Origin of the sequence: Actinokineospora spheciospongiae (assembly GCF_000564855.1) — a bacterium.
Taxonomy (GTDB): Bacteria; Actinomycetota; Actinomycetes; order Mycobacteriales; family Pseudonocardiaceae; genus Actinokineospora; species Actinokineospora spheciospongiae.
This window is the reverse complement of record NZ_AYXG01000051.1, coordinates 50,217-73,906: the sequence shown is the minus strand read 5'-3', so window position 1 is coordinate 73,906 and position 23,690 is coordinate 50,217. Positions and strand designations below refer to the sequence as shown.

Below are 23,690 nucleotides of genomic sequence, written 5' to 3'. Positions count from 1 at the left end.
CCGGCAAGGGACTTTGAAGGCTGTCTCGTAACCCGGTGGTTGGTCGCTGTGGCAGGTGTTTGATCATGTCCTTGTGCAGGTGATCTCAGCATCGAGCCCGGAGTGGATCTTCCCGTTCACCGGGTTGCGGCCCGCCTGGTTCCGCAAGCTCGTGCGGGTTGTGGCCGTGCATGGAGGCGAGGAGATCGCCGACGGCCGCCCCGGCAGGCAGTGGGCGCTGGGCCTGGCTGACCGGGTGCTGCTGGTGGCCACCTACTGGCGCACGAACCTGCGGATGCGCCGGATCGGCCCCCTGTTCGGGGTGTCGCCCCGTGCGCACGGCATCGAGCCGGTCGGTCGCGGTGCCGGGGGGCCAATACCATGATCAGCACCGGCATCGCAGGTCCTGCGGAAACCGGGGCGGGAACACCGTCGTCCGACTGTTGGGCTGGGACGCCACCGCATCGGGCGGGCCTGCTCGATCTCGATCGCGGCACACTGTCCTATCGGGGACCCTGCGCGCTGGTGACACACCTGGACATGGTCCACTTCCCTACCGGTTGGGGATTTGGCTGAAGCGAAAGGGTGAACCTGGCCTCGTCGTGTTCAGCGGCACCTGGGTGGCGGGCGTGGGGCCAGAGGTGTGACTGTCCTCTGCGAAGGATCGGTTCCCTTGCCTGCCTTGGCTTTGTGCCCATGAAAGCGGCTGGTGGGTCTTCGCTTGCTGTGTCGTTGACGTCAGACCAAGTGTCACTTTCTGTGATCGTCCAAGCTCGCTCTGCTGACCGTCCACAGTGATCTGTCCAATGAGACCACCATCTGCCTATACTCGGCGACGTCACCAGAATGCACTGCCATGAAACGCTGTTGCAGGTTGCACGGCGGTTGAGAGATTTGTTCGGGTCTGAGTGGGACGTGTGATTTCGAGGTGGCGATGGCTACGGTCGGTAGTTCGGCCGCTCCTGTCGGGAGCCGGAGGTGTCGGTTGGCGATGACGTGCGGAGCGGACGGACGACAACGCGATGAGCCGCCGGTGACGGGCCCGCCGTCGGACCACGAGCGGCCGCGGCCGGGTGGCGCACTCGGCTCACCCCGGCCGTCGGTGGCCTGCCTGCCGGACGGCGGGCGCGGGGCGCTGCCCCCGGAGCTGGACGTGTTCGTGGGGCGTGCTGAGCAGGTGGCCCAGGGGCTGGAGTTGCTGGCGACTCGGCGGTTGGTGACGCTGGTCGGTCCCGGAGGTGTCGGCAAGACCCGCTTGGCGGTGCGCTTGGCGCACCGGGTGGCCGACGCGGGCACGCACCCGGACGGCGTGGTCCTGGTCGGCCTGGCCGACGTCGAGCGCGCCGGGCCGGGGGAGGACCCGGCGCGGGTGCGGGCCAGGGTGCTGGCGCGGTTGTCGGTCGCGCTGCGGGTGCCGGACAACACCGACGACGCGGGCGTCGAGGCGGCGCTGTCGCACCGGTTGGCCGGGCGGCGGGTGCTGCTGGTCCTGGACAACTGCGAGCACGTCATCGGCGCGGTGCGCGCGCTCCTGCCGCGGCTGCTGGCCGCCGGGGACGGGGTGCGGGTGCTGGCCACCAGCACCCACCACCTGTTGCTGAGCGGGGAGCGCCCACTGGTGGTGCCCACGCTGGACACCGACAGCCTCGACGGCTCCGGTGCGGTGCCGGACTCGGTGCGGCTGCTGGCGCACCTGGCCGCGGACCACGACGTGGACATCGACCCGCACGACGACGCCGTGCGCGAGCTGTGCCGGTTGCTCGACGGGCTGCCGCTGGCCATCGTGCTCGCCGCGGCCAACCTGGAGGGCCAGAACCTCGACCAGCTCGTGCGCAGGCTGCGCGAGGACCCATTGGCACTGCGGGGGACCGAGGAGCGCGAGGACCGAGCCCACCACCGGTCCCTGCGGGCGGTCGTGGACTGGGCGCGGGAGCTGCTCATCCCCGATGAGGTCGCGACGTGGGCCACGCTGTCGCAGTTCTCCGGGTGCTTCTCCCCCGAGGAGGCCCACGACCTCGGCTGTGCCCTCGGCGTCGACCGCGACCGGATGACCGCGCTGATCGGGCGACTGCTGCACCGATCGGTGCTCGTGCGCGAACAGCGGCACGGGCAGGTGCGGCTGCGGATGCTGGAGCAGGTCCGCGCCTACGGCGTGGCCCTGGTGCCCGAGGGCACCCCCCGCGAGCAGATTCGAGACGCGCACGCCGCCGTCTACCTCGCCCAGGCCGCCTGTGCCGCGAACACCTGGTACAGCCCGCGCGAGGAGGACGTCCTCAAAACCCTCACCGCCAACAGGCCGAACGCGGCCGCGGCACTGGGCAGGCTGCTGGCGAGCCCGGACACCGTGTGGGACGGGCTGCGCCTGGTGGTCGATCGGGCCCGCACCCGGGCGGGGATCTGGGCCGGGCGGCTCCGCGAGGACCGTGAGCAGATCGCCGACGCCCTCGCCGCCACTGCCCGCCACCACCCCGGGGAACACCGCGTTGTCGAGGTGGAGGCGGTGGCCTCGGGCGCCTTCCTGGCGCTGTGCCAGGGCCGGTGCGACCTGGGCCGGGAACTGCTGGACCGGGCGTGGTGGCTGCACGCGGTCGTGGGGGGCCCGGAGCCGCCGGTGCTGTTGACCGCCCACGGGGTCTCGCTGTGGCTGTCCCCCAGTGCGGTGGTGGCGGGCAGCGCGCCCGAGGTGCTGACGCGGGCGGTGACCGCGGCCCGGGAGCAGGACGCCCCCGGTGAGGAGGCGATGGCCGAGCTGTTCCTGGTCCTCGTGGCATCGTTCGGCGGGGCGGCGTCCGCCGTCGAGTCGGCCGTGGTCCATCGCCGCGGGACCGAGGCGGCGGGAGCGGTGTGGGCGTCGTCGTGGGCGGGTATCGGCCTGGCCGTGGCCGAGTACCACCAGGGCCGCCTCGGGCGGGCGGCGGCGGCCCTGCGGCCCGCCCTGCGGGCGCAGGAGCGAATGGGCGACACATGGGGCAGGACGTGGGCGGTGCACCAGTCCGCGGTCCTCGCCGCGGCGGCGGGTGCTTGGCAGGAGGCGGCTGAGCTGTTCGGCGCGGTCGCGGTGATGCTGCGGTCCATCGGCGTCACCGTGAGCGGGTTGCCGCAGTGGTGGCGCGTGCAGCGCGAGGCGACCGCCCGCTGCGTGGTCGGGTTGGGCCAGTCCGCGATGGAACACCACACCGCCGCCGGGGAGCGGATGGGCGCGCACGAGGCGGTCGCCTCGGCACTGCGCCTGCTGCGCACCGTCGAAGCCGATGCCGACGATGCCGACGGCGTCGACCCGGTCGAGCGGCAGGGCAAGCTGAGCGCGCGCGAATGGCAGGTGGCCCGGCTGGTGGCCCAAGGCCTCAAGGACGCCGAGGTCGCCGACGTGCTGCGGCTGTCCCCGCGCACCGTCGAGTCGCACGTGCGCCGCATCCGCGAACGACTGGGGCTGCCCAACCGGACAGCCCTGGCCACGTGGCTCACCACCCAGGTCAGCCACGCGGTGTGAAAGCCGCTTGAGGGACGGCCGGTCTGCTGTGCCCGGGGTCGGGCAGCAGGATTGTCGACCACGATCTCGATCAGGTCCACAACATCGACGAGGTCATTCGACTGGCGGCATCGGTGGTGCTGTCGGAACCTGCCATCCGGGAAAATACTGAGTGGCCCACGATCGAAACCCTCAAACGGGTTTGTTCACTCGTGGACCGGACGCTCCGTCGCCGCGCTGGAAACCGTTCGTATCGAATGGGGCGCGCGGCGTCATCGAAGTGAGGGCGGAAAGGTGTCGGTGTTCGCATCTGTCCATCGACGGAGCAAGTGCGCTGGGTAGCGCGGTGGTGTCTGCGCGTGCACGTTCGCAGGACATTGAGGGTTCTCCCTTCTGTGTCGTTTGTTCGAGGCAACAAAATGCAGGCTAAATACGGTTACGTGGTGTGTTTCTGCTTGTTTATCGTCGGTCGCGTCGCTGCTTGAAAAGTGGTGGCGACGCCTTCTGTGATCGCGCACCGCCCACCCGCGGGCCGTGCGCCTCCCGACAACGACCGAGGTCAGGGAAGCACATGCGCAAATCAGTCTACAGTGGACTCGGTGGAGTCGTTCTCGCGACGGTGGTCGGAGCCGCCCCCCACGCACTCGCAGACCGTGCCCGCCGCCGTCGACCAGCGGGGCGGGGGCCCCGGATCGCCATGCGGCTGCTGCGGCTCCTGCCGGTGGCGGCGGACCACCGACGGGGTTTCCGGGGAGAAACCCCCCGACCCGGCGCAGGCGGGGGAGTGGCCACGTCGCCGCTGGACCACCGCGGTTGGAGTGCGGCGGAGACCGCGGGCGCCACACCGGGTGACCGGCGCCGCGTGCACTTCGTCGGCTCGCTGCCGCCCGCGCTGTCGGAGACGGACCGGGCGGGCATGCGGTGGCTGCTCGACCACACCGCCCCCGCGCAGCTGACAACCCTGCCGTGTGACCGCGATCCGCGCTGGATCATCGAGTGGCTGGAGGGCCTGCGCGACCGCGGCCCGTTGGAACTCGTGCTCGACGGCGACTCCTCCGACTACACCCGCATGCCGGTGTACCGCGTGCGCCGCGGTGCGACCCTCCACCCCGGTGACGTCGGCCCGCGACGCGCGCAGGAGGTCCCGGCCGCGATCGCCGCCCGCCGTGGGCTCGGTGTCGCGCACCTGCCCCCGCACCAGGTGTCGATGCCCGCGCCGCTGGACCTGAGCCTGTTCGCCTTCGGCGTCCCCAGCGCGGTGATGCGCCTGCTGCCCCCGGCCGCGGCGCTGCGCGCGATCCGCGGCGCGATCAAGCACCTGCCGACATTCACCGCCGCGATCACCGCCGAGGTCGAGCAGGTCCAGCGACTCGCCGACCGGCAGGACGAGCACGTCGTCATCCAATTGGAGAGCCCCGCGGTGATGGTCGCCTACGACCGGGCGCCCCGTGCGGTGTGGCCGCTGGTGACCGCGCTGTTGACCCGCCAGCTCGCAGGCGTCATCGCCGCCCTGCCCCCGCAGACCTCGCTCATCCTGCACGGCTGGTGCCACGGAGACCTCGCGCACAAACCGATCGCCGACACACGCGACCTGAGCCCACTGGTCGACTTCGCCAACAACCTGGCCGCGCGCCTCGACCGCCTCGGACGCCCGATGCCGCCGGTGCACGTCGCGCTGTGCGACGGCGAGACCGCGCCCTCGACCGAACCGTCGGACTACCAGGTCCTGCGCCGCCTGCGCGGTGACATCCGACTCTTCGCGGGCCTGGTCGACGAACACCACCCGGAAGCCTCCGCCCGCGCGCTCGAACTCGTCGAACAGGTCCTCGGTCGGCCCGTCGACGCGGTCGCCGCGGCCTGCGGGCTCGGCCGCCGCACACCCCGGGAGGCCGAGGCGAACGCCGCCCTCGCCGCGCGGCTGTCCACCGCTCCCGTTCTCGTCGTGCGGTGATCGTCGGAGCACGCTCGTACGGGTTCGCCGCCGCTGTTGCCGAGGGGCCGCGGCTGCGATCAGATCCACCAGCGCAGCGGGCGAAGGCAGCCGGGCGAGGCCGTCGGTATTGCCTTCTGGACGAGTGGACGCTCACCGGTGTGGCCTGTGCGGGAGGAAGGTCAACCTCAGGCCGCGCGGCGCGTTCAGGGTGCCCCGTGCGGGTGCGGGGGCGTGGTGGGGCACCACGACGTGGGTGTCGAGAACGGTGGCGATGACGACGACGAGTTCGGCGATGGCCAGGTGGGACCCGGGGCAGAAGCGGGGCCCCAGCGCGAAGGGCAGGTAGGCCCCCGGGGGCGGGTGGGAGTCGGGGTGGCGGCGGTGCGGGTCGAACCGGTCGGGATCGGGGTGGGCGGCTCGGTCCCGCTGGTTGATGTGGGGACTGAACAGCAATTCGGCACCTGCCGGGAAGTCGAGCACGGGAGCGTCGAGCACGCGCCGCAGTTGCCAGACCGGTGGGTGCAGGCGCAGGGCTTCACGCACGACGGCCCGGCACAGCGGCAGATCGGTGCCACCGGGGTCGCGCTGGGCGGTGGTTTCCCCGCGCAGCTGTTCCTGGAGATCGGGGCGCGAGGACAATTCGTGCAGCGCCCATGCCAGGGCGGCGGCCGGGACGTGGTGGCTCGACAACAACATCGTGCGCACCGCCAACGCGGTGGTCCGTTCATCCAGACCCGCGTCGGCCAGTGCGGCGACGAGGTCCGCGGGAGGCACCTCGGTGCGCAGGTGGTCGTGGACGGTGGTGAGGGTGGCGAGCTGGGCGCGCAGCAGCCGACGTCGGCGCAACAGCGGCGGGCGTGCCCGTTCCGCGGCCGACAGCTCCTCCCCGACGAGGCGGGTGAGGGTGGGGGAGGGCCGACCCAGGATGTAGTGGGTGTTGACCGTCGACAGCAGACCGGAACCTTCGCTCATCACGTCGATGTCCGCCGCGGACGCCCACCGCACGACGGCGCTCCGGGCGTGCGCGCTGATCGCAGGCGCGAACCGGGCGGCCGCGGACGGGGTCAGCCACGGGCGCATGGCTCGTCGCGCCGCCATCCACCGTTGCAGGCCGTCCACACCCCAAGATGTCGTGGCCGCCCCCTGCTCGACCCTGGCAGGCAGCGCGTGCCTGCTCGCCAACAGCCGATCAGTGGTCGCGGGGTCGGTGACGAGCCACGTGCCGGGGTGCAGTTCGACCACACCATCGCCAGACCGCGCCGCGGCGGCCAGCGCGCGTCGCGGGTCTCTCACCCCGGTGGTGTCCTCCCCGGGCCGCCCGCGCGGGCGGCCCGGGCGTGGAACCGGATCACACAGCCGGGTAGGCGTAGTAACCGGACGAGGCAAAGCGACGACGACGCACGAGCTTCTTCAGTAGTTTCATTGCACCGCTCCTCACTCGGGGGTGCACCGATTGTGATCCAGTCATCACCAAGAGTCAACAGGGTGAGGCGGGTGCATCGTGGGGAACGGTGCCCTGCGGGCAGCAGGCCCCTCCGGGGTGGTGGGTGAAAGTCCCCGGTTCCGGTGGCGCGGTCAGCCGTCGAGGAGGTCACTGCCGAGAAGGCCACCGCCTCCGGCGCCACCGCCGAGAAGGCCGTTGCCGCTGCCGCTGAGCAGCCCGATGCCGTTGTCGAGGAGGTCGTCGGCGGTGTCGACCGGGTCGGCGGCGGTGCCCGCAGTGGCCAGGGCCAGGGTCGCCGCGGCGGCCAGCACGGTCACCTCGTCGGCGTTCGCGCGGGGTCCACGGCGGCAGCCGGGCGTCGGTGCGGGAGGCGATGGCTTCTCGGCGCCCGGTTCAGCCGCCGGGGAACAGGGTGGAGCCGAGCGGCCGTTGCCGGTCGAACCCCGGGAGCACCAGGAAGGTCGCGCTCGCCGTGGTCTTGGTGAAGGGGGGAGCGCGTCGGAGCGCTCCATGTGGGTGAGGGTGGTGGTGAAGGTCCGCAGGTCGTTCTGGAAGCAGGCGAACAGCAGGCCGGGCGCGGGTTCGTCGGTGCTGTAGGAGCGGCGGAGCATGAGGCCGACACCGATCGCGCCTGCGTCCGCGCGGCGCGCGTGGGCGTCGGCGGGGACGAGGTACCTGCCGTCGGGTGTCTTGGCGCCGAGGTCGGGCCCGGCAGCGGCGGAACCGCCCGACAGGGGGACACCGGTGTCGCGGTGACGGCCGATGGCGGCCTCCTGGTCCGGAGTGGACAGAGTGGCGAACCGCCGCAGGTCGGGTTCCATGCGGCGGAGCACGGCGATGGTGCCACCGGCCACCGGCGGCGGTCCGGCCAACCACAGGTCCCGTCGCCGCTCGGCGGGCGTGTGCGGTCCCACGACGCCGTCGACGAACCCCAGCAGGTTCCGCGGCGCGGTGCGGTCCTCGGCCAGGGCGACACCCGGGCCGCGCCTGCCGGACTGGCGCCAGCGTTCGCGGACACCCGCTCGGTCCAGGAGCGCGGACGCCGCGGCCGACAGCAGCACGGCGTCGCTCGCGCACACCTGCACCAGCAGGTCGCCGCCGCGCTCGCGATCGGTGATCTCCTCGCGGGAGAACGGTGGCAGGTCGGTCGCACCGGGCAGCGCCGGGTCGCACAACCGGACGATCCGGGGGCCGATCCCGATCGTCACGGTGAGGTCGCCCGGGGCGAGGCCGAGCAGTCGCGGGTCGGTGCCCGCCGTGAGCGCGAGGACGGTCCGGCCGAGTTCGGCCAGCACCGGGCCCACCGCGGCGGTGCCATCGAGGTCCGCCACGACGACGAGCAGGTTGGGTTGGGCGTCCCGGGGTTCGGTGATCCCCGCCTGGTGCTCGCCCGCCGCGGGCACCGGGGCCGGGAGCGCGGGTCTGCCGTGCGGTTCGTCGGAACGGGTTTCGCACCCGGCGATGAGACCGGTGGTCACCGCGGCACCCGCGGCGCGAGGAACGTCCGGCGGGACGGGCGGCGGCTCACGCGAGGCAGGGTGCCACACGTCCGGGAGCGCGGACCAGTCCGGTGTCCGTGCCAGACTCGACCCATGCTCCGTGTGGATCTTCGGGTGTGGGCCGCGGCGGTGGCGCTCTCCGGCTGCTCCGGTGAGGACGACAGCGCAGCTCAGGGCCGCCGGTGCTTCCTGGACTCGTTCCTGGTCTCGCACGTGACCGCCACCGGCAACGGCCTCTACGGCATCTACGCGTTCTCCGCGCGCAACGGCGTGATCGAGGGTTCCTACGCCTCCGGGAGCGTCGACTCGGGGATCTACCTCGGGCAGTGCAAGCCCTGCCGCGTCGTGGTGCGCGACAACGTCGCCGAGTTGAACGCGATCGGCTTCGAGGCCACCAACGCCAGCGGTGACGTGTACGTGGTCGGCAACCGCTTCTCGGGCAACCGGGTCGGTCTCGCCACCAGTTCCGATCACCAGGAGAAGTTGCTGCCGCAGCGGGGTTCGGTCGTCGCGGGCAACCTGATCGCGGCCAACCAGCAGGTGGCCACCCCCGAGCAGGCCGACGGCGGGTGGGGCACCGGTGTGGGCATCGACGGCGGCAGCGACAACCGGGTCCTGCGCAACCGGATCACCGACAACGCGAACGCGGGCTTGGTGATCACCGCGACCCAGGACATCCCGGCGAACGGCGACCAGGTCCTGGACAACGTCTTCACCGCGAACGGGGTCGACGTGGGATGGGTGTTCCCCACCGCGACGAAGGGGTACGGCAACTGCGTCGGCGGTGCGGACCTGCGCACCGCGCCCGCCGGGCTCACGACGGCCGCACCGTGCCCGGCGACTCCCGGATCGCCGTCCCCCTCCGGCGCGCTGACCGGTCCGCGCCCACCCCGGGGCATCCCGTTCACCGAGGTGGCCGCACCGCCCGCGCAGCCCCAACTCCCGGGGGCCGCCGGGGCGAGCGAGGTTCCCGCCGTCCCCGCGCTGCCCGACCCCACCGCGGTCCCCGTGCCCGCGGCGTCGCTGCTGGCCGACCGCGCACTGGTGCGGGTGTCCTGAGCCCGCGGCCGTCACCGCGGCGGGACGGCGCCGGGGAGCGCGGGCACCGCGGCGCGGCTGTGCGTGTCGAAGTCGATGACGACCGGGCCCGGTTCGGAGGCCACCGCGACCTCGACCCGGTGCATGGTGCCGTCCGGACCGAGCCAGTAGCGCACCGAGCTCCCTGTCACTGCCGATGGCCGCCCTGTCATCGGCCTGCAGGCCTCGCTGGAGTCGGTGGCCACCCGCCCGGGAAGGCCTGGTGGTGTGCGGTCCGTCTGGCTCCGGGCCGCACCACCGCCCTGCATACCCTTGCTGCCGCCGTGCGCAGGACGGACCCCAGCGTCGAGATCCACCTGGTCACTGGTAACCGACGCCCCGCCCTCGCGGGCCTGGCGGAGTTATCCTCCGTGGTCAGGGGCGACGCGGAGATCGTGGCGTGGGCGCCCGAGTTCGCTGCGGAGTTGACCGCCGCCTCTCGGTAGGTCGTTCTTTTGTATAACTTGGTTGCCTTCGGGGCCACCGTCGACGGTCCGCTGCGCGGGCGCTGGCCCAGGTGCACTGCCACCAGCACGCGGTGATGGGGTGGGACGCCGACGCCGAACTGCTGCGCCGGGCGGGGGTCGACGTCGACCGCTTGGACTCGGGCTGCTGCGGCCTGGCGGGCAACTTCGGCTTCGAACGCGGTCACCTCGAGGTCAGCGAGGCCTGCGCCGAACGCGTGCTCCTGCCCCGCCTGCGCGACACCGGCACCGACACCCCGTTGCTCGCCGACGGGTTCAGCTGCCGCACCCAGGTCCACCAGCTCGACAGCGGTGGCCATGAGGGGATCCACTTGGCGCAACTGCTCGCCGCGGGTATCGACCACCCGATCGCGCCGGACTGATCGCGGTGTCGGCCGACGACCGGTGCGCCCTGCCTGCCGGAAGTGCACTGGTCCGCGTCCAGTCTACCAGGCCTGCCTTCCGCCCGACTCGGCCCTTGCAGTAGCTCACCCGTGAGCGTCGCCGGTCGTCCGTGGTGTCCCTTCTTCCACCTGTCCTTGGGCCTGGTGAGGATCGGCTCCCTGTTCGCGGGCCCGGATCGCGGCGCGCAGTTGGTCTGGTGAGAATTCGTCGTGGTCGACGAGGCCGAGGAGTTGGGCACGCTTGTGGAGTTCGATCGACTCCCGCTCATCCGCCTTGTCGTTGTGCTGCTCGTGCACGGTGTTCTCCTCGCGGGGGCTGTCCCCGTGCTCATGCCGCTCGACAGCGAGTCGGACGTGGAGATGTCTTCGCCGACCCGGGCAGATGAGGCGTCAGCGGCTGGGGGGTGGCGGTTCAGGTCGGGACGGATCGGGCGGGTCGGGCGTCGGCGGGACCGGTGGTTCCGTGCCGGGGGTGGGTTCGGGGCCGGGCGGCCGGGGGATCGGCTCGGGGATGGGTGGTTGCGCCGGTTGTGGAGGGGTCGGCTGGACCATGTTGTGCGCTCCTGTTCGCGATCAGCGGTCAGCTCTGTCTACCCGTTTTCGAGCGTGTTCCACATGGGGGTGGTGGGTCGGGCTCGTGCCGACTCACCACCCGGGTTGTCACCATCGGGATCCGCAGGTGACGGCTTGTGGACGTTGGGGTCGAGGAGCGGGAACCACGCCGACCGGGACCGGTCCGCTTGCCCCCCGGGTGGTGCTCGGGGTACCGGAAGGCCTGCCGGTCGGGGTCGAGGTCTGGTTCGGCGAGTTCGCCGACGACCGGTGTCAGGTGCGCGGACGCGGGGGGCGCCTCGCCTGCCGAACCGGGTCGCCTCTGCGGGAGGCGACGGTGCGGACGGCGCCGGGCATTGCGCGGCACGAGCGGTGGCGTCGGTGGCAGGCCTGTCGTCATGGGTTTCTGCACCGGGGACGTTCGGTCAGGTGCCTGTCGGATGGGTCTGCGGCTCCAGTGCGTCCGTCTGACGGGTGTGGAGCGGGTGCAGTGCGCGGGTCCGGTCGATCCAGACGAAGGCGTCGTAGCGGTCGCCGAGCACGGTGGGCACGTAGTTGCCCCGGTGTTCGCGTTCGGGGTGGTACACCACGCCGACGGCGCGGTGCCCGAGTTCGGTGGTGAGCAGGTCGGGGCGGTCGTCGCGGGGGAAGACGAACAGGGCCGATGTGGGTGCGGCCGCGTGCAGCACGTCCTCCAGGGAGCCGGGGCGGGCGGCGGGCACGGGCATTTCGCGCATCGGCGCCCCCCACGAGTCGCCCGCGATGACGGTGCCGCGGTGGCTGCCGAACCCGATTAGCACCACCTGGTCCGCGCCGTACCGCTCACGGGCGAGTTGGCCGAGGTTGACCTCGCCGTGGACTGCCATGTCGGTGGCGCGGGCATCCCCGACGTGGGTGTTGTGCGCCCAGACCACCCCCTTCGCGCCCGGCCCGTGGTGGGTGAGCAGCCGGTCGAGGGTCTCGTCCATGTGGCGGTCGCGGACGTTCCACGCCTCACCCCCACCGCGGACCATGCTCCGGTAGTAGCGCTCGGCCCCCGCGACGACCTCGGCGTTCTGCCACGCCCCGAACGCGCCGCCGCCCGCGGCCCGCCCCCGCAGCCGCACCAGCAGGTCGACCACCTCGTTCTCGCAGCCGGTGGGCACCAGGCGGGTGGCCGACGCGTAGTACCGCGCGTTCTCGCCGTAGGGTTCGAAGCACCGGTAGGCGGCCAAGGCCGCGGGCACCTCGGCGGGGTCGTGCTCGCGCAGGTGGGTCAGGATCTCGCGCAGCGATTCCCACAGCGAATACACGTCCAAGCCGTGGAAGCCCACCCTCCGGTGGATGTCGAGCCCGCTGTTGTGCGTGCGCAACCACCGGCAGAAGTCGACGACCTCCTCGTTGGCCCACATCCACGTCGGCCACCGCTCGAACGCCGCCAGTGCCGCACGCGGGTCCTCGGGGGCGTGCCGCGAGCACCGCACCGCCCGGTCCACCCGGCCGCAGTCGGGCCAGTCGCCCTCCACCGCCACGAAGGAGAAGCCCTTCTCGGTGATCAGCCGCCGGGTCAGCGCCTCACGCCACCGGTAGAACTCGTGCGTGCCGTGGCTGGCCTCACCGACCATCACCACCCGCGCGTCGCCGACCCGATCCAGCAGCACGTCGAGATCGCCCGCATCGGTCAGCGGCGCGGCCAGCGCCGCCACCTCATCCCCGTATCGGGACATGGGTGTCCTCCTCGCGGTCGTCGGCCGGTGTCCGAACCGCATACCCGCACCGTTCCGGCGGAAACCAGCCGGATGCCCCACTTCCTCCCGTGCGCATGGGTGTCAACCCGTCTCCGACGGGTACCACGCAGGGCAGGAAACCCCGACCACGAGGAGGAACGGATGTCCGGCAACGAGAGCGGTCAGGTGACGGGTACGCAGGACAAGGACTACAACATCATCTGGTTCGTCGAGGCGTGCCTGAGCAACGCGCTGCGCCTGGAGACCTACATCGCCGACGCCGACCGCGCGGGCGACAGCGAACTGGCGGACTTCTTCCGCCGCGCCCAGGGCGCGAGCCACAAGGGCGCCGAAGAGGGCAAGGAACTGCTCGCCCGACGACTCAACGGCTGACCGCGACGCACCTTGTGCCCGCGGTCCCGCCCACATGGACCGCGGGCACAAGGTGCGGACGACGGCCGGATGCGCCCGCGACGATGCTCACCTTGCCGGGTGGTGTTCACTCGGGTGTGGCGCCGACCAGGCGCCTCACAGTGTCGGGACACCGTACCGCTCGACGGTCTGCGAGGTGGTGCCACCGATGCCGTCGGTGGCCACCACCTCGTGGCTGAGCAGGCAGACACCCGGCGCACGCAGCACCACGGGTACGGTCCACATCGGAGTCGTCGGGCGATCAGCCCCGGATCGCACCACACCGAGGGGACGAATGCACCGGATCGACAACTCGCGCACCACGACGGCGGACACCGCTCCCTGCACGACGTGATCGACGCGGTCATAGTGGTTGCGTTCAAGGCCGAACCACTGCCTTGGCGCGGACACCTTCGTGGTCGGCATGTCCGTGCACACCCCTAACGGCATCCCTCCATGCCAGTACGAAGCCAGTACGAACGGCATGAGCGAGAGCCTTGCCCCCTCAGTGCCGCAGCGGCGCCGGTGCCACGGGCATCCCGGTGGCGCGCAGGCGGGCTGCGATCCCCCGCCGATGCCACCGGCGGAAATCGGGAGAGGGCAGTGCAACGCCTGGCCCTGGACATGGAACGTAAACTCGACGACCCACCCTCCCCGCCTGAACCGAACCGGCCGCCTGTGGTGAAGTGCCTCTCGCCCTTCGAAGATGTGGCCGGGAACCGGTGCTGACCGGTCGGCGGGGCTGACGAGTTCCATGGACGGCGGCGCCGGTGACCGCCAGGGTGGCGGCGCGGTCACGGGCAGCGACGAGGCCGCCCGTGACCTGATCACCAGCCGGGTGGGGCCGCAGGTCACCGCGACCGCCCGCCGGTCCTCCTCGACGTTGTAGTCGGCGTACCTGTCGCCCCGCAGGTGGTGCTGCGACATCGGAAGCAGCGGCCACCGGGTGAGAGGAGCGGTGCCCGGTTGCTCTCGGTGGCTCAGATCACCCCGTCCAGGTCATCGAGGTTCTCGATCAAGGTCAGAACGCCATCGAGTCCGAGGAGCGTGAAGATCCGACGAGACGCGGTTCCCCCGGGGCAGGACACGACCATGGCACCACCGCGTTCGCGGGCGCGCAGCCCAGCGTCGACCAACACCCCGATGCCCGTGCACCCCAGGAAAGTGACCCCGGTCAGATCCACCACGACGACGGCGGGTGAGGGCAACCGGGTGAGGCCGTCGGAGACGGCCGCCCGCAGGGCGGGCGCGGTCAGGAGGTCGACCTCGCCCTTGACCTGCACGGTGGTCCATCCTGCGGTCCGTGCAACCGTTGTGTCGAGCAGACAATCGTTCACCTGGAGTTCTCCGGTTGAGGAAGCCATCGACGGCGACGGCTGTCTGCTCAACCGCCCGTTCGAGAGTCACCGTAGACATGAATCTTTCTTCGTCCACTGCGGGGGCCGTTGTTCACCCCACCTGTTCGAGGTGCATCCGCGTGGCGACCTCAACGGCAGCAGGGCGCAGCGTCTATGGGGAGCGCGGGTCGTTGATGTGCTGTGGGTGTGCCGTGGTTCGGGCCCGGGCGGGCTGGTCCGGCTGCACGGCCGCCCTGCCACCGTTGTCCGGACGATCCAGGTTTCACCGCGCCCCGCGGTGGGAACAAGGGGTCATGGTCGGTGACGTGAGCGACGCTCTTTCCCAGACCTCGTCGGCCCCCGGAGCGGTTCCCGCGCTGAGCGGGCCTGCCCCGAGGGCACCCTGCCCTGTTTTGTACGTTGCCGCAGGCGCGGCGATGCGCCGTGCACTCGACGAGTACTTCGAGCAAGGCTTCGACGTCGAAAGCGCCAGCGACGGTTGGGTTCTGCTGCGCCGTCGCGCGGAACGCCTCGCGCTGACGTGCACGCCCGTACCCATCGGCATTCACCAAGCCGGCCCCGGGTTCAACACACGTGGATTTGGCCGATTCTCACTTGTGCCGAACCCGTTGGTGTGATCTTACCCTTTGGTGTCGAACGCAAGGCGTGCTCCATCCGGTGGCGTGGTGTTTCGGTGATCCTGGGTGACCCGGTCCCGCCGACGTGCTGCGGGCGGCGATCCACCAGCGCGAACTGACCCTGCGGCGGACCCACACCCGGTTGGCCGACCGAGACATGGACATCACCTGTTGGGTCCCCTTCTGAACAGCGGCGCGGCTACGCGATGGTCAACGGGCACGCTCGAGGTGGGGATGGCGTTGGCGTCGGGCCCCTGCGAGTGCAAAGGAGAACTCGGTGCGCGCTGTCGCTGTGGCCGCATTGTCGACGATCCTGCCCGCAAGTGTCTGTGGCGGAGCTTCGGCCGCTCGACCTCCGGCGGTCGGAGGGAATCCGGTGCGAGTTCGGAACTGCCGCGCAGTGGTGAGGGTGATCAGCGGAACAACGCGCCACAGGACCGAGCGGCCTGGGAAGGCGTTCCGCATGGTACCGGCTTCGCGGGCTTGGTCGTTCCGCACCTCATCCGGATGGCGGTCAGTCCGGCGACGGCCTCGGTGAAGGAGGCCTTGCCCGGCGGTTCCCAACCCAGATGGGCCAGGCGCCGCGCTCGCCGACGTGCGGGCCGAGGGCATCCAGGCCGGAGGTGAGCCTTTGCCCGTGGTGGGGGTGATCCCGCGCGACCGGTAATCTCGGACAGGGGTGCCCACGTGGTCCAGGTGGACCTGCGTTCTCAGGACGGGACGGACGAACTGCGAGTCGGAAGCCGCAGCCACCACGTCATCACCGCACTGGACCGCTCCACCGACGTCGACGCCGTCCGCGCACTCGCCACCTGCCTCGTCGGCCGGGTCGCCGCCGCCTTCCCGGCACCCCACCGCCGCCCAGCATGAAGAACAGGTGCAGCGGCCGTGTCCTGCTCGACGTTCACGATCGACCCCGCCCACCTGGTACTCGGCGAGTTCTGTTCCAGCGTTGCGGTCCGCACAGGTGGGCGACCCCGCGCGCTGGTGCCGAACGGATGGACCGTCTGGGCCCAACAGACGTGGATTCCGGGTGAGCGGGTATGCCCCGGCCGTGGATGCACGAAAGAGTGACAATGAGGCCGCGCGAGGACACGTCGCCGGGGCGGGACCCGGTGACCGCCGCGGGGCCGGACCGCATGTGGCGCACTCGGCTGTGCGAGGGGAGCACAGTTCACCCCTTGGTCGTGACCTCGCGGCGGGCGCGGCGCCGCTCGCCCGTCTGGTCTCCTACCGTTCGGACATCGGCGTGGCGGTGCTGCGCGGGGCGTTGGACTTGACCGCTGAGAGGGGGCTGCGCGACGTCTTCGCGGCGTTGCCGGAGCCGGTCGCCATCCTGGACCTGTCGGCGGTGGAAATCCTGTCGGCGTCCTGTCTCGGTCTGATCGTCGAGGACGCGGCCGCGCGCGGTGCGAGGGGGTACGCGCTGGCCTTGGTCGCCGCGGACGGGCTGGCCCTGCGGGTGGTGCGGCTGAGCGGCGCGCACACCTGTATCCCGACCTTTCCCTCGTTGTCCGACGCGGTCCGGGAGATGGGTGAGCGGGAGTTGGGGCGGCAGGCCACCGACCACGGCGTCGGGTGAGCCCCGGCGCGCGCCGACCCCGGTGACCGACCGTTCCCCCGTCGAGTGTCCGCGACAGCGGACCTGGGCAGAGGGTTCACGCGGATCGTCGGACGTCTCGGGCTCCGTCGGTTTCCCCGCGCCTGTGCGCGGGTAGCCCGATCGTGGACGGGTGCCCGGCGGTGCTCCTGGACACCGCGGCGGCTTCGCGGGTTCGACGAAGCCGCGCGGGAACCGGAGTGAGTGCCGAATGCGCCGAGAGAGGACCGGGGTGCACGGGAACCTGATCGATGTTCGGGTCGACAAGACGACGTCGCACGTGGTGGTGCACATCAGCGGGGAGTTGGACATGGTGACCGCCCCGGTGGTGAACACGGCGTTGGACACCGCCACGGCCACGAGCGGGGACCGCGCGCTGGTCATCGACCTGACCGCCCTGTCGTTCATGGGTTCCACCGGCCTGGCCATGTTGCTGGAGACCAGGCAACGCTGCGTGGACAACGGCAGGGGATTCGCGGTGGTGTCCCCCTCGGGCAGCCCTCCTCGACGGGCTTTGGAAGTGACCGGCCTCTTCCCGGTCATGTGTGTTGAGGAAACCGTGACGGCAGGTGTTCGACGGACAGGCATGGGTGGGTACGTCAACGGTCGAACGAAACCACGACCGGGTGGATGAGCGCCGGAACGACGTCCTGACCCGAGTCACGCTGCCGCTCGTGTGACCGCGTTGTCCGGCCGGGTGCCATGGTCCGCGCGGTGGGCGTCGATGCCGGACGACTCCCCTCGATGTCCCCGGAGTGCCTGCGGTGGCGACTGGCTCCGACCGTGTGGTTGATGTTCGATTCCGTGAGCCGAAGGAGGCCGGATGGCAATCAGTCCGGTCCCGTTGGAGCTGAGCCACCGCGCTGTGGGCGACGCCATCGTGGTGGCTGTGCGCGGGCGCCTCGACCGTGCGCAGTATCCCCGGGTCAAGGGCTACCTGCTCAAGTGCGCGGCGGAGGCGCCCACCGCCCTGGTGGTCGAGCTGTGTGCGGTGCAGTGCGCGGACCCGATCGCGCTGTCGGTGTTCGTGACGGTCGCGCACCAGCTCGCGCACTGGCCCGGTGTGGTGCTGCGGCTGGTCTGCGGGGCCGACAGCGGCGCCGTGGCCGCCGACAGCCACCTGCGCCGATTCCTCGACGTGCACGCCACCACGGACGAGGCACTCGCCGCCGTTTCCGCTCCCATACGCCGGGTGGCCGGGGTCGAGTTGCCCAACGACCACTCCGCGCTGCGCATCGGTCGCGTCTTCGTCCGCGAGACGCTCGCAGGCTGGGGGCTGGACGAGTTCCTGCACGAAGGCGTGTTGCTGGCCTCCGAACTGGTCCAGAACACCATCCAGCACACCTTGTCGGCGCCCGCTGTCCGCTTGGAGCACCGCCGCGGCGTCCTCTCCGTCGCCGTGTACGACGAGGACCCGGCCCACCCGGAACCACGTTCGGTCGAGCAGGCGCGTTCGCGGGCACTCCACGGGCTGGGCCTGGTGGCGAACCTCGCGGCGGCCTGGGGCACCTCGGCGACCCCCTCCGGGGGGAAGGTGGTCTGGGCCACGCTGCGCACCTCGACGACCGCGGCCGACTGAGCATGCCCGGGGCGGTCGTCAACCGCGGGCCCAGCCCCACCACCAGGACCACACCCCGAAGGATCGACTACCCGGGCTCTCAGGTTCGATGCGGGCCCAGTCCCGATGTGGGGTACTCGCGTTCCTTCCCGGCCGACCTGGGTACTCGCCGAGGACGCTCGAGAGGAAGGTGGGGCAATGCCACGACCTGAAGTGCGACCGGGGACGATCGTGGTCTACACCGATGTCGCGTGCGCGTGGTCGACGGTGGCGATCGTCAGGTTGTTGCGGGCCCGGGACGAGTTGGACCTGGTCGACCGGGTGCACCTGGACCACCGGTGCTTCCTGCTGGAGGACGTCAACGCCTTCCCGATCCCGAAGAAGTTCCTGGATTCGGAGATCCCGGTGGTGGGTGCGCTGGAGCCGGACCTGGGGTGGAAGAACTGGCAGGGCGACCCGGCGGACTGGCCGGTGACCACCGCGCCCGCCAACGAGGCCGTGCACGCGGCGAAGGAGCAGTCCCCGCGGGCGGCAGAGGAGTTGGACATGGCGCTGCGGCTGGCGCTGTTCCGCGACAGCCGGTGCGTCTCGCTGCGGCACGAGATCGTCGACATCGCCCGCAACTGCGAGCACGTGGACGCCGACGCGCTGGGCGAGGCATTGGACGACGGCCGGGCGCGCGGGCCGATGATGCGCGACTACCGGGGCAACCGGGACGCGGTGCAGGGCAGCCCGCACCTGTTCTTCGCCGACGGCCACGACGTGCACAACCCCGGCATCGGGCTGCGCTGGGTGGGGGAGCAGGGCGCCGGGTTCCCGGTGGTGGAGCACGACGACCCCGGGATCTTCGCCGACCTCGTCCGCCGCGCCGCCGACACCGCCGCATGAACACGCCATCACCCGGTGAGCCCATTCCCAGGCGGACGGACGGGACAGCTGCGCGACGTTGGCAGGTATCGACCACCACCGGGTGCGCGACGGAGTTCCCGAACGCCGCGTCGATTGTGATCGGGTCGAGCGGGTGAAGCCCCGTGCGTGGTTCCCACGACGTTGACCGCGCTCGCACTGACAGGGGTTGCGTCGAACTGGGGTGGACGCCGGACCCATCCGAGTCCGGTGACACACGAGTTCCGGTGACACACGAGCTGAGGAGTGATCCGCTTGACCACCACGACGATGCTGATGCTGGAAACCCACCCGGCCGAGATCGACCTGGACCGGGGCAGGCTGGCCGCGGCGATCGATGCGCTGATCGCATGCGCCCAGGCGTGCACGGCGTGCGCGGACGCCTGCCTGAGCGAGAGTTCGGTGGCAGAGCTGACCAAGTGCGTGCGCACGGACCTGGACTGCGCCGACATCTGCTCCACCACGGCGCGGGTGCTGTCCCGGCACACCGGCTGGGACGCTGGCATCCGCCGGTCGTTGCTGGAGGCGTGCGCAACGGCGTGCGAGTCCTGCGCGGACGAGTGCGAGCGGCACGCGAACATGCACGAGCACTGCCGCATCTGCGCCGAGGCGTGCCGCAACTGCGAACAGGCGTGCCGAGACCTGCTGGCCGCCACCGGCTGACGGAGGTTCGCGAGGTGACCGCCCACGCCGGGGAGAAGGCGCAGGAGGCCGGGACGTTCCACTGCGCGAAGTGCGTCGGGAAGGTGCACGTCGCAGGTGCTTGGGCGCACCGCCCCGGGCGAGGCCGCGCGGCGTCGTTGCCGACCGCGCCCCGAAGCGGGTGCCGCGTCGACGCCCGGCCCGCGGACCGGGTTGGTCGCGTTTCACCGTCGATCGTGCGGGAAGCCGTCCGTGGACGACGACGGAGGAGATGGCATGAGGGCTGTGGTGTGGCACGGGACCGGGGACATCCGCTCGGAAGAGGTGCCCGACCCGAAGATCCTGGAACCGAGCGACGCGATCGTGCGCATCACGCGCAGCGCGATCTGCGGCACAGACCTGCACCTGGTGCGCGGCACCATGCCCGGCATGGTCGAGGGCACGGTCCTCGGCCACGAGGCCGTGGGCGTGGTGGAGGAGGTCGGACCCGCGGTGCGTGGGTTCTCTCGCGGTGACCGGGTGGTGGTGACCTCCACGATCGGGTGTGGCACGTGTTCGTACTGCCGGGCAGGCTATTACGCGCAGTGCGACACGGCCAACCCGAACGGACCGTCCGCGGGCACGTCCTTCTTCGGCGGCCCGCAGACCACCGGTCCGGTGGACGGGTTGCAGGCGCAGTACGCGCGGGTGCCGTTCGCGATGACGACCCTGGTGCGCATCCCCGACGCGGTGACCGACGACCAGGCCATCCTGCTGTCCGACATCTTCCCCACCGCGTGGTTCGGCGCGCGGCTGGCCGAGGTCCGCGAGGGCGACAGCGTGCTGGTGCTGGGCGCGGGCGCGGTCGGGCAGTTCGCCATCGCCTCGGCCAAGCGGCAGGGCGCCGGGCGGGTGTTCGTGGTCGACGGCATCGCCTCCCGGCTGGACAAGGCGCGCGAGCAGAACGCCGAGACCGTCGACTTCAACCGCGAGGACCCGGTCGCGCTGGTCAAGGAGTTGACCGGTGGCATCGGCGTGGACCGCGTCATCGAAGCCGTCGGCGTGGACGCCCAGCGCCCCGAGACCGGCCCCGCCGCCGAGCAGGCCGGGCAACAGGCCGATCAGTTCGAGCGGGAACGGCAGCAGGCCGCCCCCGAGGCGAACCCGAGCGGCGAGCAGTGGGTGCCCGGCGACGCGCCCAGCCAGGCCCTGCGGTGGGCGGTGCAGGCGGTCGCCAAGGCCGGGAGCATCGGGATCATCGGCGTCTACCCGCCCGGCTTCGACAGCTTCCCCATCGGCGAGGCGATGAACAAGAACCTCACGATCAGGATGGGCAACTGCAACCACCGCCGCTACCTGCCCGAACTGCTCGACCTCGTGGTCAGCGGCGTGGTCGACCCCACCGCGTTCATCACCCGGCACGAGCAGCCCGTCGACGCCGTCGAGGCGTACCGGACCTTCGACCGGCGCGAAGAGGGCTGGCTCAAGACCGTCCTGGACGTCGCATGAGCGGCACCGTCGCGGACGCCCTCGTCCGCCGCCTGCGGGCCTGGGACGTGCCCAGGGTGTTCGGCTACGCGGGCGACGGGATCGACCCGGTCCTCGCCGCCCTGCACCGGGCGGGCGGCGACCCGGAGTTCGTGCCGACCCGGCACGAGGAGATGGCCGCGTTCATGGCCACCGGCCACGCCAAGTACACCGGTCAGGTCGGCGTGTGCCTGGCCACCCAGGGTCCCGGTGCGATCCACCTGCTCAACGGTCTGTACGACGCGAAGCTGGACCGCCGCCCGGTGGTGGCGATCGTCGGGCAGGTGGTGTCCACCGCGCTGGGGACCGGTTACCTGCAGGAGGTGGACCTGCACGCGCTGTTCAAGGACGTGTGCGGCCAGTACTCCCAGACCGTGTTCGCGCCCGAGCAGTTGCCCGTGCTGCTGGACAACGCCATGCGCACCGCGATCTCCGAACGGGTGCCGACGTGCCTGATCGTGCCGCACGACGTGCAGCGCGCCGACGCCGTGGACGAGCCGCCGCACACCCACGGCGTGGTGCCCTCCTCGGCTGTCGTCGCCCGGCCCCGAGTGCTGCCGCACCAGGACGACCTGCGCGGGGCCGCCGACGTGCTCAACGCCGGTCGGAAGGTCGCGCTGCTGGTCGGGCGCGGCGCGGCGGGCGCGGAGCGCGAGATCACCAGGGTGGTCGAGGTGCTGGGCGCGGGGGTGACGGCGTCGCTGGTGGGCAAGCCGGTGCTGTCGGAGGACGCCCCGTGGCACACCGGGGTGATGGGCCACCTGGGCACCACCGCCTCGGCCGAGTTGATGTCGGGCTGCGACACGCTGCTCATCGTCGGCAGCAACGACCCGTGGACGGAGTTCTACCCGGGGCCGGGGCAGGCGCGCGCCGTGCAGATCGACATCGAGGCCCGCGTGGTCGGCAGCAAGTACCCGGTCGAGGCCCCGCTGGTGGGGGACACCACCGAGACGCTGCGGGCGCTGCTGCCGCTGTTGCGCCGCAACCCCGACCGCCGGTGGGAGCAGCGGGTGCTCACCTCCGTGGCGCGGTGGCGGCGGATCGCGGAGCAACGCGCCCAGACGCCTGCCGACCCGCTCAACCCGGAGCTGGTGGTGCACGAGCTGTCCGGCCACCTGCCCCCCGATGTGCGGGTGGCGGTGGACGTCGGCTCGGCCACCTACTGGTTCGCCCGTCACTTGGCGCTGCCGGTCGGCGTGCCCGCCCACACGTCCAGCTACCTGGCGTCCATGGGCTGCGCCCTGCCCTACGGCCTGGCCGCCAAGCTGGACGCGCCGGACCGGCCGGTCGTCGCCCTGGTGGGCGACGGCGCGATGCAGATGAACGGCCTGCCGGAGCTGATCACCGTGGCCGACCGGTGGCGCACCTGGGCCGACCCGCGGTTCGTGGTGCTGGTGCTGCACAACCGCGACCTCAACGAGGTCACCTGGGAACAGCGGGAAATGGAGGGCGACCCGCGCTTCCCCACCTCGCAGCGCGTGCCGGACTTCCCCTACGCCGCCTACGCGGAGCTGCTCGGGCTGCGGGGCATCCGCGTCGATTCACCCGAGCAGGTGGGCAAGGCGTGGCACGAGGCGTTCCACGCCGACCGGCCGGTGGTCGTCGAGGCGATCGTGGACCCCGCGGTGCCGCTGCTCGCCCCGCACCTGCCCGATGAGAAGGCGGACACGATCCGACAAGGGCTCGACCAGGAGCCCGACGGCGATGCGGAACGGGAGCACCTGCGGCGGCAACGCGCCGACGAAGGACACCGACAGCCGTGAACGGCGGTAGGTCGGACGGGCACCCGACCCACCGTCGCCGGCCGTCCTGACCACCGGGACAGCGCCCCATCGCCGCGCTGGTTCGCGTCGCGCCCGTGTCTCGCGGCCGTCCGGTACCAGACCGGATGAAGGACATCACCGGAGCCGGTCCCAAGGAAGAAGCCGTGCGCGTCGGCAAGGCGAAGCCCACCACCGAACAGGAGGGGCTCGACGAAACGGACTCCTCATCGCCCGATGACCAGCGAAACGGCAACTCGGGGCACCAGAGGACGACCGCGCCACCAATACCGGTGGTACCCCGCAGCCGGAGCCGCTCGGTGGCTGTCCCGATCGTCGCCCGGATGCTTGAGATGAACACCGCCGAGGAGATGGCCAGGTGTTCAGCGGGTTGGAGTTCTTCCTTGGTTCCTCACCGTACTGGCACGGTCCAGTCCGGCGACGCGGTTGGCGGCCGTCGCCTTGGAAGTCAGTTCAGGATGAGCTTGCGGGGACAGAAGATCGAACAGCCCAGGAAGAGGATGGTATGTCGGGTGTCGGCTCGTCGTTCGGTGCGGATGCGCGGGCGCCGGAGGTTCTTGAGCCAGGCGAAGGTGTGCTCGACCGGCCAGTGGACGACACCGAGGCCGGAGTCGTGTGCAGTGCCTGCGGCGGGTGATGTTCGGGATGACGCCGCAAACGTGGACCAGGCGCAGGTACTTGTCGTGGTACCTCTGGTGCATGACGAGCCCCGGACGACGCGCCGGCGGCGCGAGCGGCCCGTTCCACGGACGCTTCGCGGGCGCGGCCCGTCCACTAGGATTGG

The 23,690-nt window shown here is 71.5% G+C and carries 22 protein-coding genes, 2 pseudogenes and 1 riboswitch; of the genes and pseudogenes, 16 read left to right on the top strand and 8 right to left on the bottom strand.

Annotation, left to right across the window (positions count from 1 at the left end):
• Positions 1–73 precede the first annotated feature (73 nt).
• From UO65_RS07115 to UO65_RS07105, 3 genes and pseudogenes are all read left to right on the top strand, one after another.
• Positions 74–316: pseudogene (locus UO65_RS07115) on the top strand (transposase family protein); the annotation flags it as partial.
• A 696-nt stretch (positions 317–1,012) separates the two neighbouring features.
• Positions 1,013–3,469: an ATP-binding protein gene (locus UO65_RS07110; RefSeq protein ID WP_035279893.1), complete on the top strand. Its 2,457-nt coding sequence runs from the start codon at positions 1,013–1,015 to the stop codon at positions 3,467–3,469.
• A gap of 763 nt (positions 3,470–4,232) precedes the next feature.
• Entirely contained in the window at positions 4,233–5,399 is a 1,167-nt protein-coding gene (locus tag UO65_RS07105) for a hypothetical protein (protein ID WP_035279892.1), read from the top strand.
• Positions 5,400–5,531: 132 nt separating this feature from the next.
• Here the strand turns inward: UO65_RS07105 and UO65_RS33130 are convergent, their stop codons facing one another.
• Both UO65_RS33130 and UO65_RS07090 read right to left on the bottom strand, forming a co-directional pair.
• Positions 5,532–6,674 (bottom strand): cytochrome P450, encoded by a 1,143-nt coding sequence (locus UO65_RS33130; RefSeq protein WP_146241039.1) that lies wholly within the window; start codon positions 6,672–6,674, stop codon positions 5,532–5,534.
• Positions 6,675–6,956: 282 nt separating this feature from the next.
• A complete protein-coding gene (locus UO65_RS07090; protein ID WP_233427463.1) occupies positions 6,957–8,303 on the bottom strand; it encodes a Dyp-type peroxidase in 1,347 nt (448 codons plus the stop codon).
• A gap of 114 nt (positions 8,304–8,417) precedes the next feature.
• Between UO65_RS07090 and UO65_RS07085 the strand changes: the two genes are divergently transcribed.
• Entirely contained in the window at positions 8,418–9,383 is a 966-nt protein-coding gene (locus UO65_RS07085; RefSeq protein WP_084175365.1) for a right-handed parallel beta-helix repeat-containing protein, read from the top strand.
• Positions 9,384–9,394: 11 nt separating this feature from the next.
• Here UO65_RS07085 and UO65_RS37245 read toward each other — a convergent pair whose 3' ends face one another.
• Positions 9,395–9,538 carry a hypothetical protein gene (locus UO65_RS37245; RefSeq protein WP_181399834.1) on the bottom strand — a complete coding sequence of 48 codons (144 nt, stop codon included), beginning with the start codon at positions 9,536–9,538 and terminating at the stop codon, positions 9,395–9,397.
• A gap of 353 nt (positions 9,539–9,891) precedes the next feature.
• Here UO65_RS37245 and UO65_RS07080 point away from each other — a divergent pair.
• A pseudogene (locus UO65_RS07080) lies at positions 9,892–10,248 on the top strand (FAD-binding oxidoreductase); the annotation flags it as partial.
• A gap of 105 nt (positions 10,249–10,353) precedes the next feature.
• On the opposite strand, the gene UO65_RS07075 reads toward UO65_RS07080, so the two are convergent.
• Together UO65_RS07075 and UO65_RS07070 are read right to left on the bottom strand one after the other, a co-directional pair.
• A complete protein-coding gene (locus tag UO65_RS07075) occupies positions 10,354–10,566 on the bottom strand; it encodes a hypothetical protein (RefSeq protein ID WP_035279889.1) in 213 nt (70 codons plus the stop codon).
• Positions 10,567–11,246: 680 nt separating this feature from the next.
• Positions 11,247–12,527 carry an erythromycin esterase family protein gene (locus UO65_RS07070; protein WP_052020850.1) on the bottom strand — a complete coding sequence of 427 codons (1,281 nt, stop codon included), beginning with the start codon at positions 12,525–12,527 and terminating at the stop codon, positions 11,247–11,249.
• Positions 12,528–12,689: 162 nt separating this feature from the next.
• On the opposite strand from UO65_RS07070, the gene UO65_RS07065 reads away from it, so the two are divergent.
• Entirely contained in the window at positions 12,690–12,920 is a 231-nt protein-coding gene (locus UO65_RS07065) for a hypothetical protein (protein WP_035279888.1), read from the top strand.
• 135 nt (positions 12,921–13,055) lie between these two features.
• On the opposite strand, the gene UO65_RS36625 is transcribed toward UO65_RS07065, so the two are convergent.
• Positions 13,056–13,424 (bottom strand): DUF2238 domain-containing protein, encoded by a 369-nt coding sequence (locus UO65_RS36625; RefSeq protein WP_110078611.1) that lies wholly within the window; start codon positions 13,422–13,424, stop codon positions 13,056–13,058.
• 268 nt (positions 13,425–13,692) lie between these two features.
• Between UO65_RS36625 and UO65_RS38560 the strand changes: the two genes are divergently transcribed.
• The gene (locus UO65_RS38560; RefSeq protein WP_267880588.1) at positions 13,693–13,827 is read left to right on the top strand and encodes a hypothetical protein; all 135 of its coding nucleotides are present in this window, start codon (positions 13,693–13,695) and stop codon (positions 13,825–13,827) included.
• Positions 13,828–13,918: 91 nt separating this feature from the next.
• Here UO65_RS38560 and UO65_RS07060 read toward each other — a convergent pair whose 3' ends face one another.
• Positions 13,919–14,326 carry an STAS domain-containing protein gene (locus UO65_RS07060; RefSeq protein WP_152552005.1) on the bottom strand — a complete coding sequence of 136 codons (408 nt, stop codon included), beginning with the start codon at positions 14,324–14,326 and terminating at the stop codon, positions 13,919–13,921.
• A gap of 386 nt (positions 14,327–14,712) precedes the next feature.
• Here UO65_RS07060 and UO65_RS35620 point away from each other — a divergent pair, with 386 nt between their 5' ends.
• From UO65_RS35620 to UO65_RS07020, 9 genes are all read left to right on the top strand, one after another.
• On the top strand, positions 14,713–14,913 hold the full coding sequence (locus UO65_RS35620; protein WP_146241041.1) for a hypothetical protein: 201 nt from the start codon (positions 14,713–14,715) through the stop codon (positions 14,911–14,913).
• Between the two features lie 368 nt (positions 14,914–15,281).
• Positions 15,282–15,425: riboswitch (cobalamin riboswitch) on the top strand.
• A 175-nt stretch (positions 15,426–15,600) separates the two neighbouring features.
• Entirely contained in the window at positions 15,601–15,783 is a 183-nt protein-coding gene (locus UO65_RS07055; protein WP_035279886.1) for a hypothetical protein, read from the top strand.
• Positions 15,784–16,189: 406 nt separating this feature from the next.
• On the top strand, positions 16,190–16,495 hold the full coding sequence (locus tag UO65_RS07050) for a hypothetical protein (RefSeq protein ID WP_152552004.1): 306 nt from the start codon (positions 16,190–16,192) through the stop codon (positions 16,493–16,495).
• A 229-nt stretch (positions 16,496–16,724) separates the two neighbouring features.
• Positions 16,725–17,147: an anti-sigma factor antagonist gene (locus UO65_RS33125; protein WP_084175362.1), complete on the top strand. Its 423-nt coding sequence runs from the start codon at positions 16,725–16,727 to the stop codon at positions 17,145–17,147.
• A gap of 189 nt (positions 17,148–17,336) precedes the next feature.
• Positions 17,337–18,092, top strand: coding sequence for a hypothetical protein (locus tag UO65_RS07040; RefSeq protein ID WP_052020848.1), 756 nt, complete (start codon positions 17,337–17,339; stop codon positions 18,090–18,092).
• 177 nt (positions 18,093–18,269) lie between these two features.
• Positions 18,270–18,959: a DsbA family oxidoreductase gene (locus UO65_RS07035; protein WP_035279884.1), complete on the top strand. Its 690-nt coding sequence runs from the start codon at positions 18,270–18,272 to the stop codon at positions 18,957–18,959.
• 273 nt (positions 18,960–19,232) lie between these two features.
• Positions 19,233–19,640 (top strand): four-helix bundle copper-binding protein, encoded by a 408-nt coding sequence (locus UO65_RS07030; RefSeq protein WP_411431345.1) that lies wholly within the window; start codon positions 19,233–19,235, stop codon positions 19,638–19,640.
• 255 nt (positions 19,641–19,895) lie between these two features.
• The gene (locus tag UO65_RS07025; RefSeq protein WP_035279883.1) at positions 19,896–21,107 is read left to right on the top strand and encodes a zinc-dependent alcohol dehydrogenase; all 1,212 of its coding nucleotides are present in this window, start codon (positions 19,896–19,898) and stop codon (positions 21,105–21,107) included.
• Positions 21,104–22,888, top strand: coding sequence for a thiamine pyrophosphate-requiring protein (locus tag UO65_RS07020; protein WP_035279882.1), 1,785 nt, complete (start codon positions 21,104–21,106; stop codon positions 22,886–22,888). Before UO65_RS07025 ends, UO65_RS07020 begins: the two co-directional genes overlap by 4 nt.
• A gap of 466 nt (positions 22,889–23,354) precedes the next feature.
• On the opposite strand, the gene UO65_RS38930 is transcribed toward UO65_RS07020, so the two are convergent.
• Complete coding sequence (locus UO65_RS38930; RefSeq protein ID WP_407643118.1) at positions 23,355–23,681, bottom strand: transposase; 327 nt, start codon at positions 23,679–23,681, stop codon at positions 23,355–23,357.
• Between the last annotated feature and the right edge of the window lie 9 nt (positions 23,682–23,690).

Bases quoted from the DNA above. Each gene is read 5' to 3' on its own strand.
- UO65_RS07085 (WP_084175365.1), top strand. From the start codon at position 8,418: ATGCTCCGTGTGGATCTTCGGGTGTGGGCCGCGGCGGTGGCGCTCTCC.
- UO65_RS07070 (WP_052020850.1), bottom strand. From the start codon at position 12,527: ATGTCCCGATACGGGGATGAGGTGGCGGCGCTGGCCGCGCCGCTGACC.
- UO65_RS07065 (WP_035279888.1), top strand. From the start codon at position 12,690: ATGTCCGGCAACGAGAGCGGTCAGGTGACGGGTACGCAGGACAAGGAC.
- UO65_RS36625 (WP_110078611.1), bottom strand. From the start codon at position 13,424: ATGCCGTTCGTACTGGCTTCGTACTGGCATGGAGGGATGCCGTTAGGG.
- UO65_RS38560 (WP_267880588.1), top strand. From the start codon at position 13,693: ATGGACGGCGGCGCCGGTGACCGCCAGGGTGGCGGCGCGGTCACGGGC.
- UO65_RS35620 (WP_146241041.1), top strand. From the start codon at position 14,713: ATGCGCCGTGCACTCGACGAGTACTTCGAGCAAGGCTTCGACGTCGAA.
- UO65_RS33125 (WP_084175362.1), top strand. From the start codon at position 16,725: ATGCGCCGAGAGAGGACCGGGGTGCACGGGAACCTGATCGATGTTCGG.
- UO65_RS07040 (WP_052020848.1), top strand. From the start codon at position 17,337: ATGGCAATCAGTCCGGTCCCGTTGGAGCTGAGCCACCGCGCTGTGGGC.
- UO65_RS07035 (WP_035279884.1), top strand. From the start codon at position 18,270: ATGCCACGACCTGAAGTGCGACCGGGGACGATCGTGGTCTACACCGAT.
- UO65_RS07025 (WP_035279883.1), top strand. From the start codon at position 19,896: ATGAGGGCTGTGGTGTGGCACGGGACCGGGGACATCCGCTCGGAAGAG.
- UO65_RS07020 (WP_035279882.1), top strand. From the start codon at position 21,104: ATGAGCGGCACCGTCGCGGACGCCCTCGTCCGCCGCCTGCGGGCCTGG.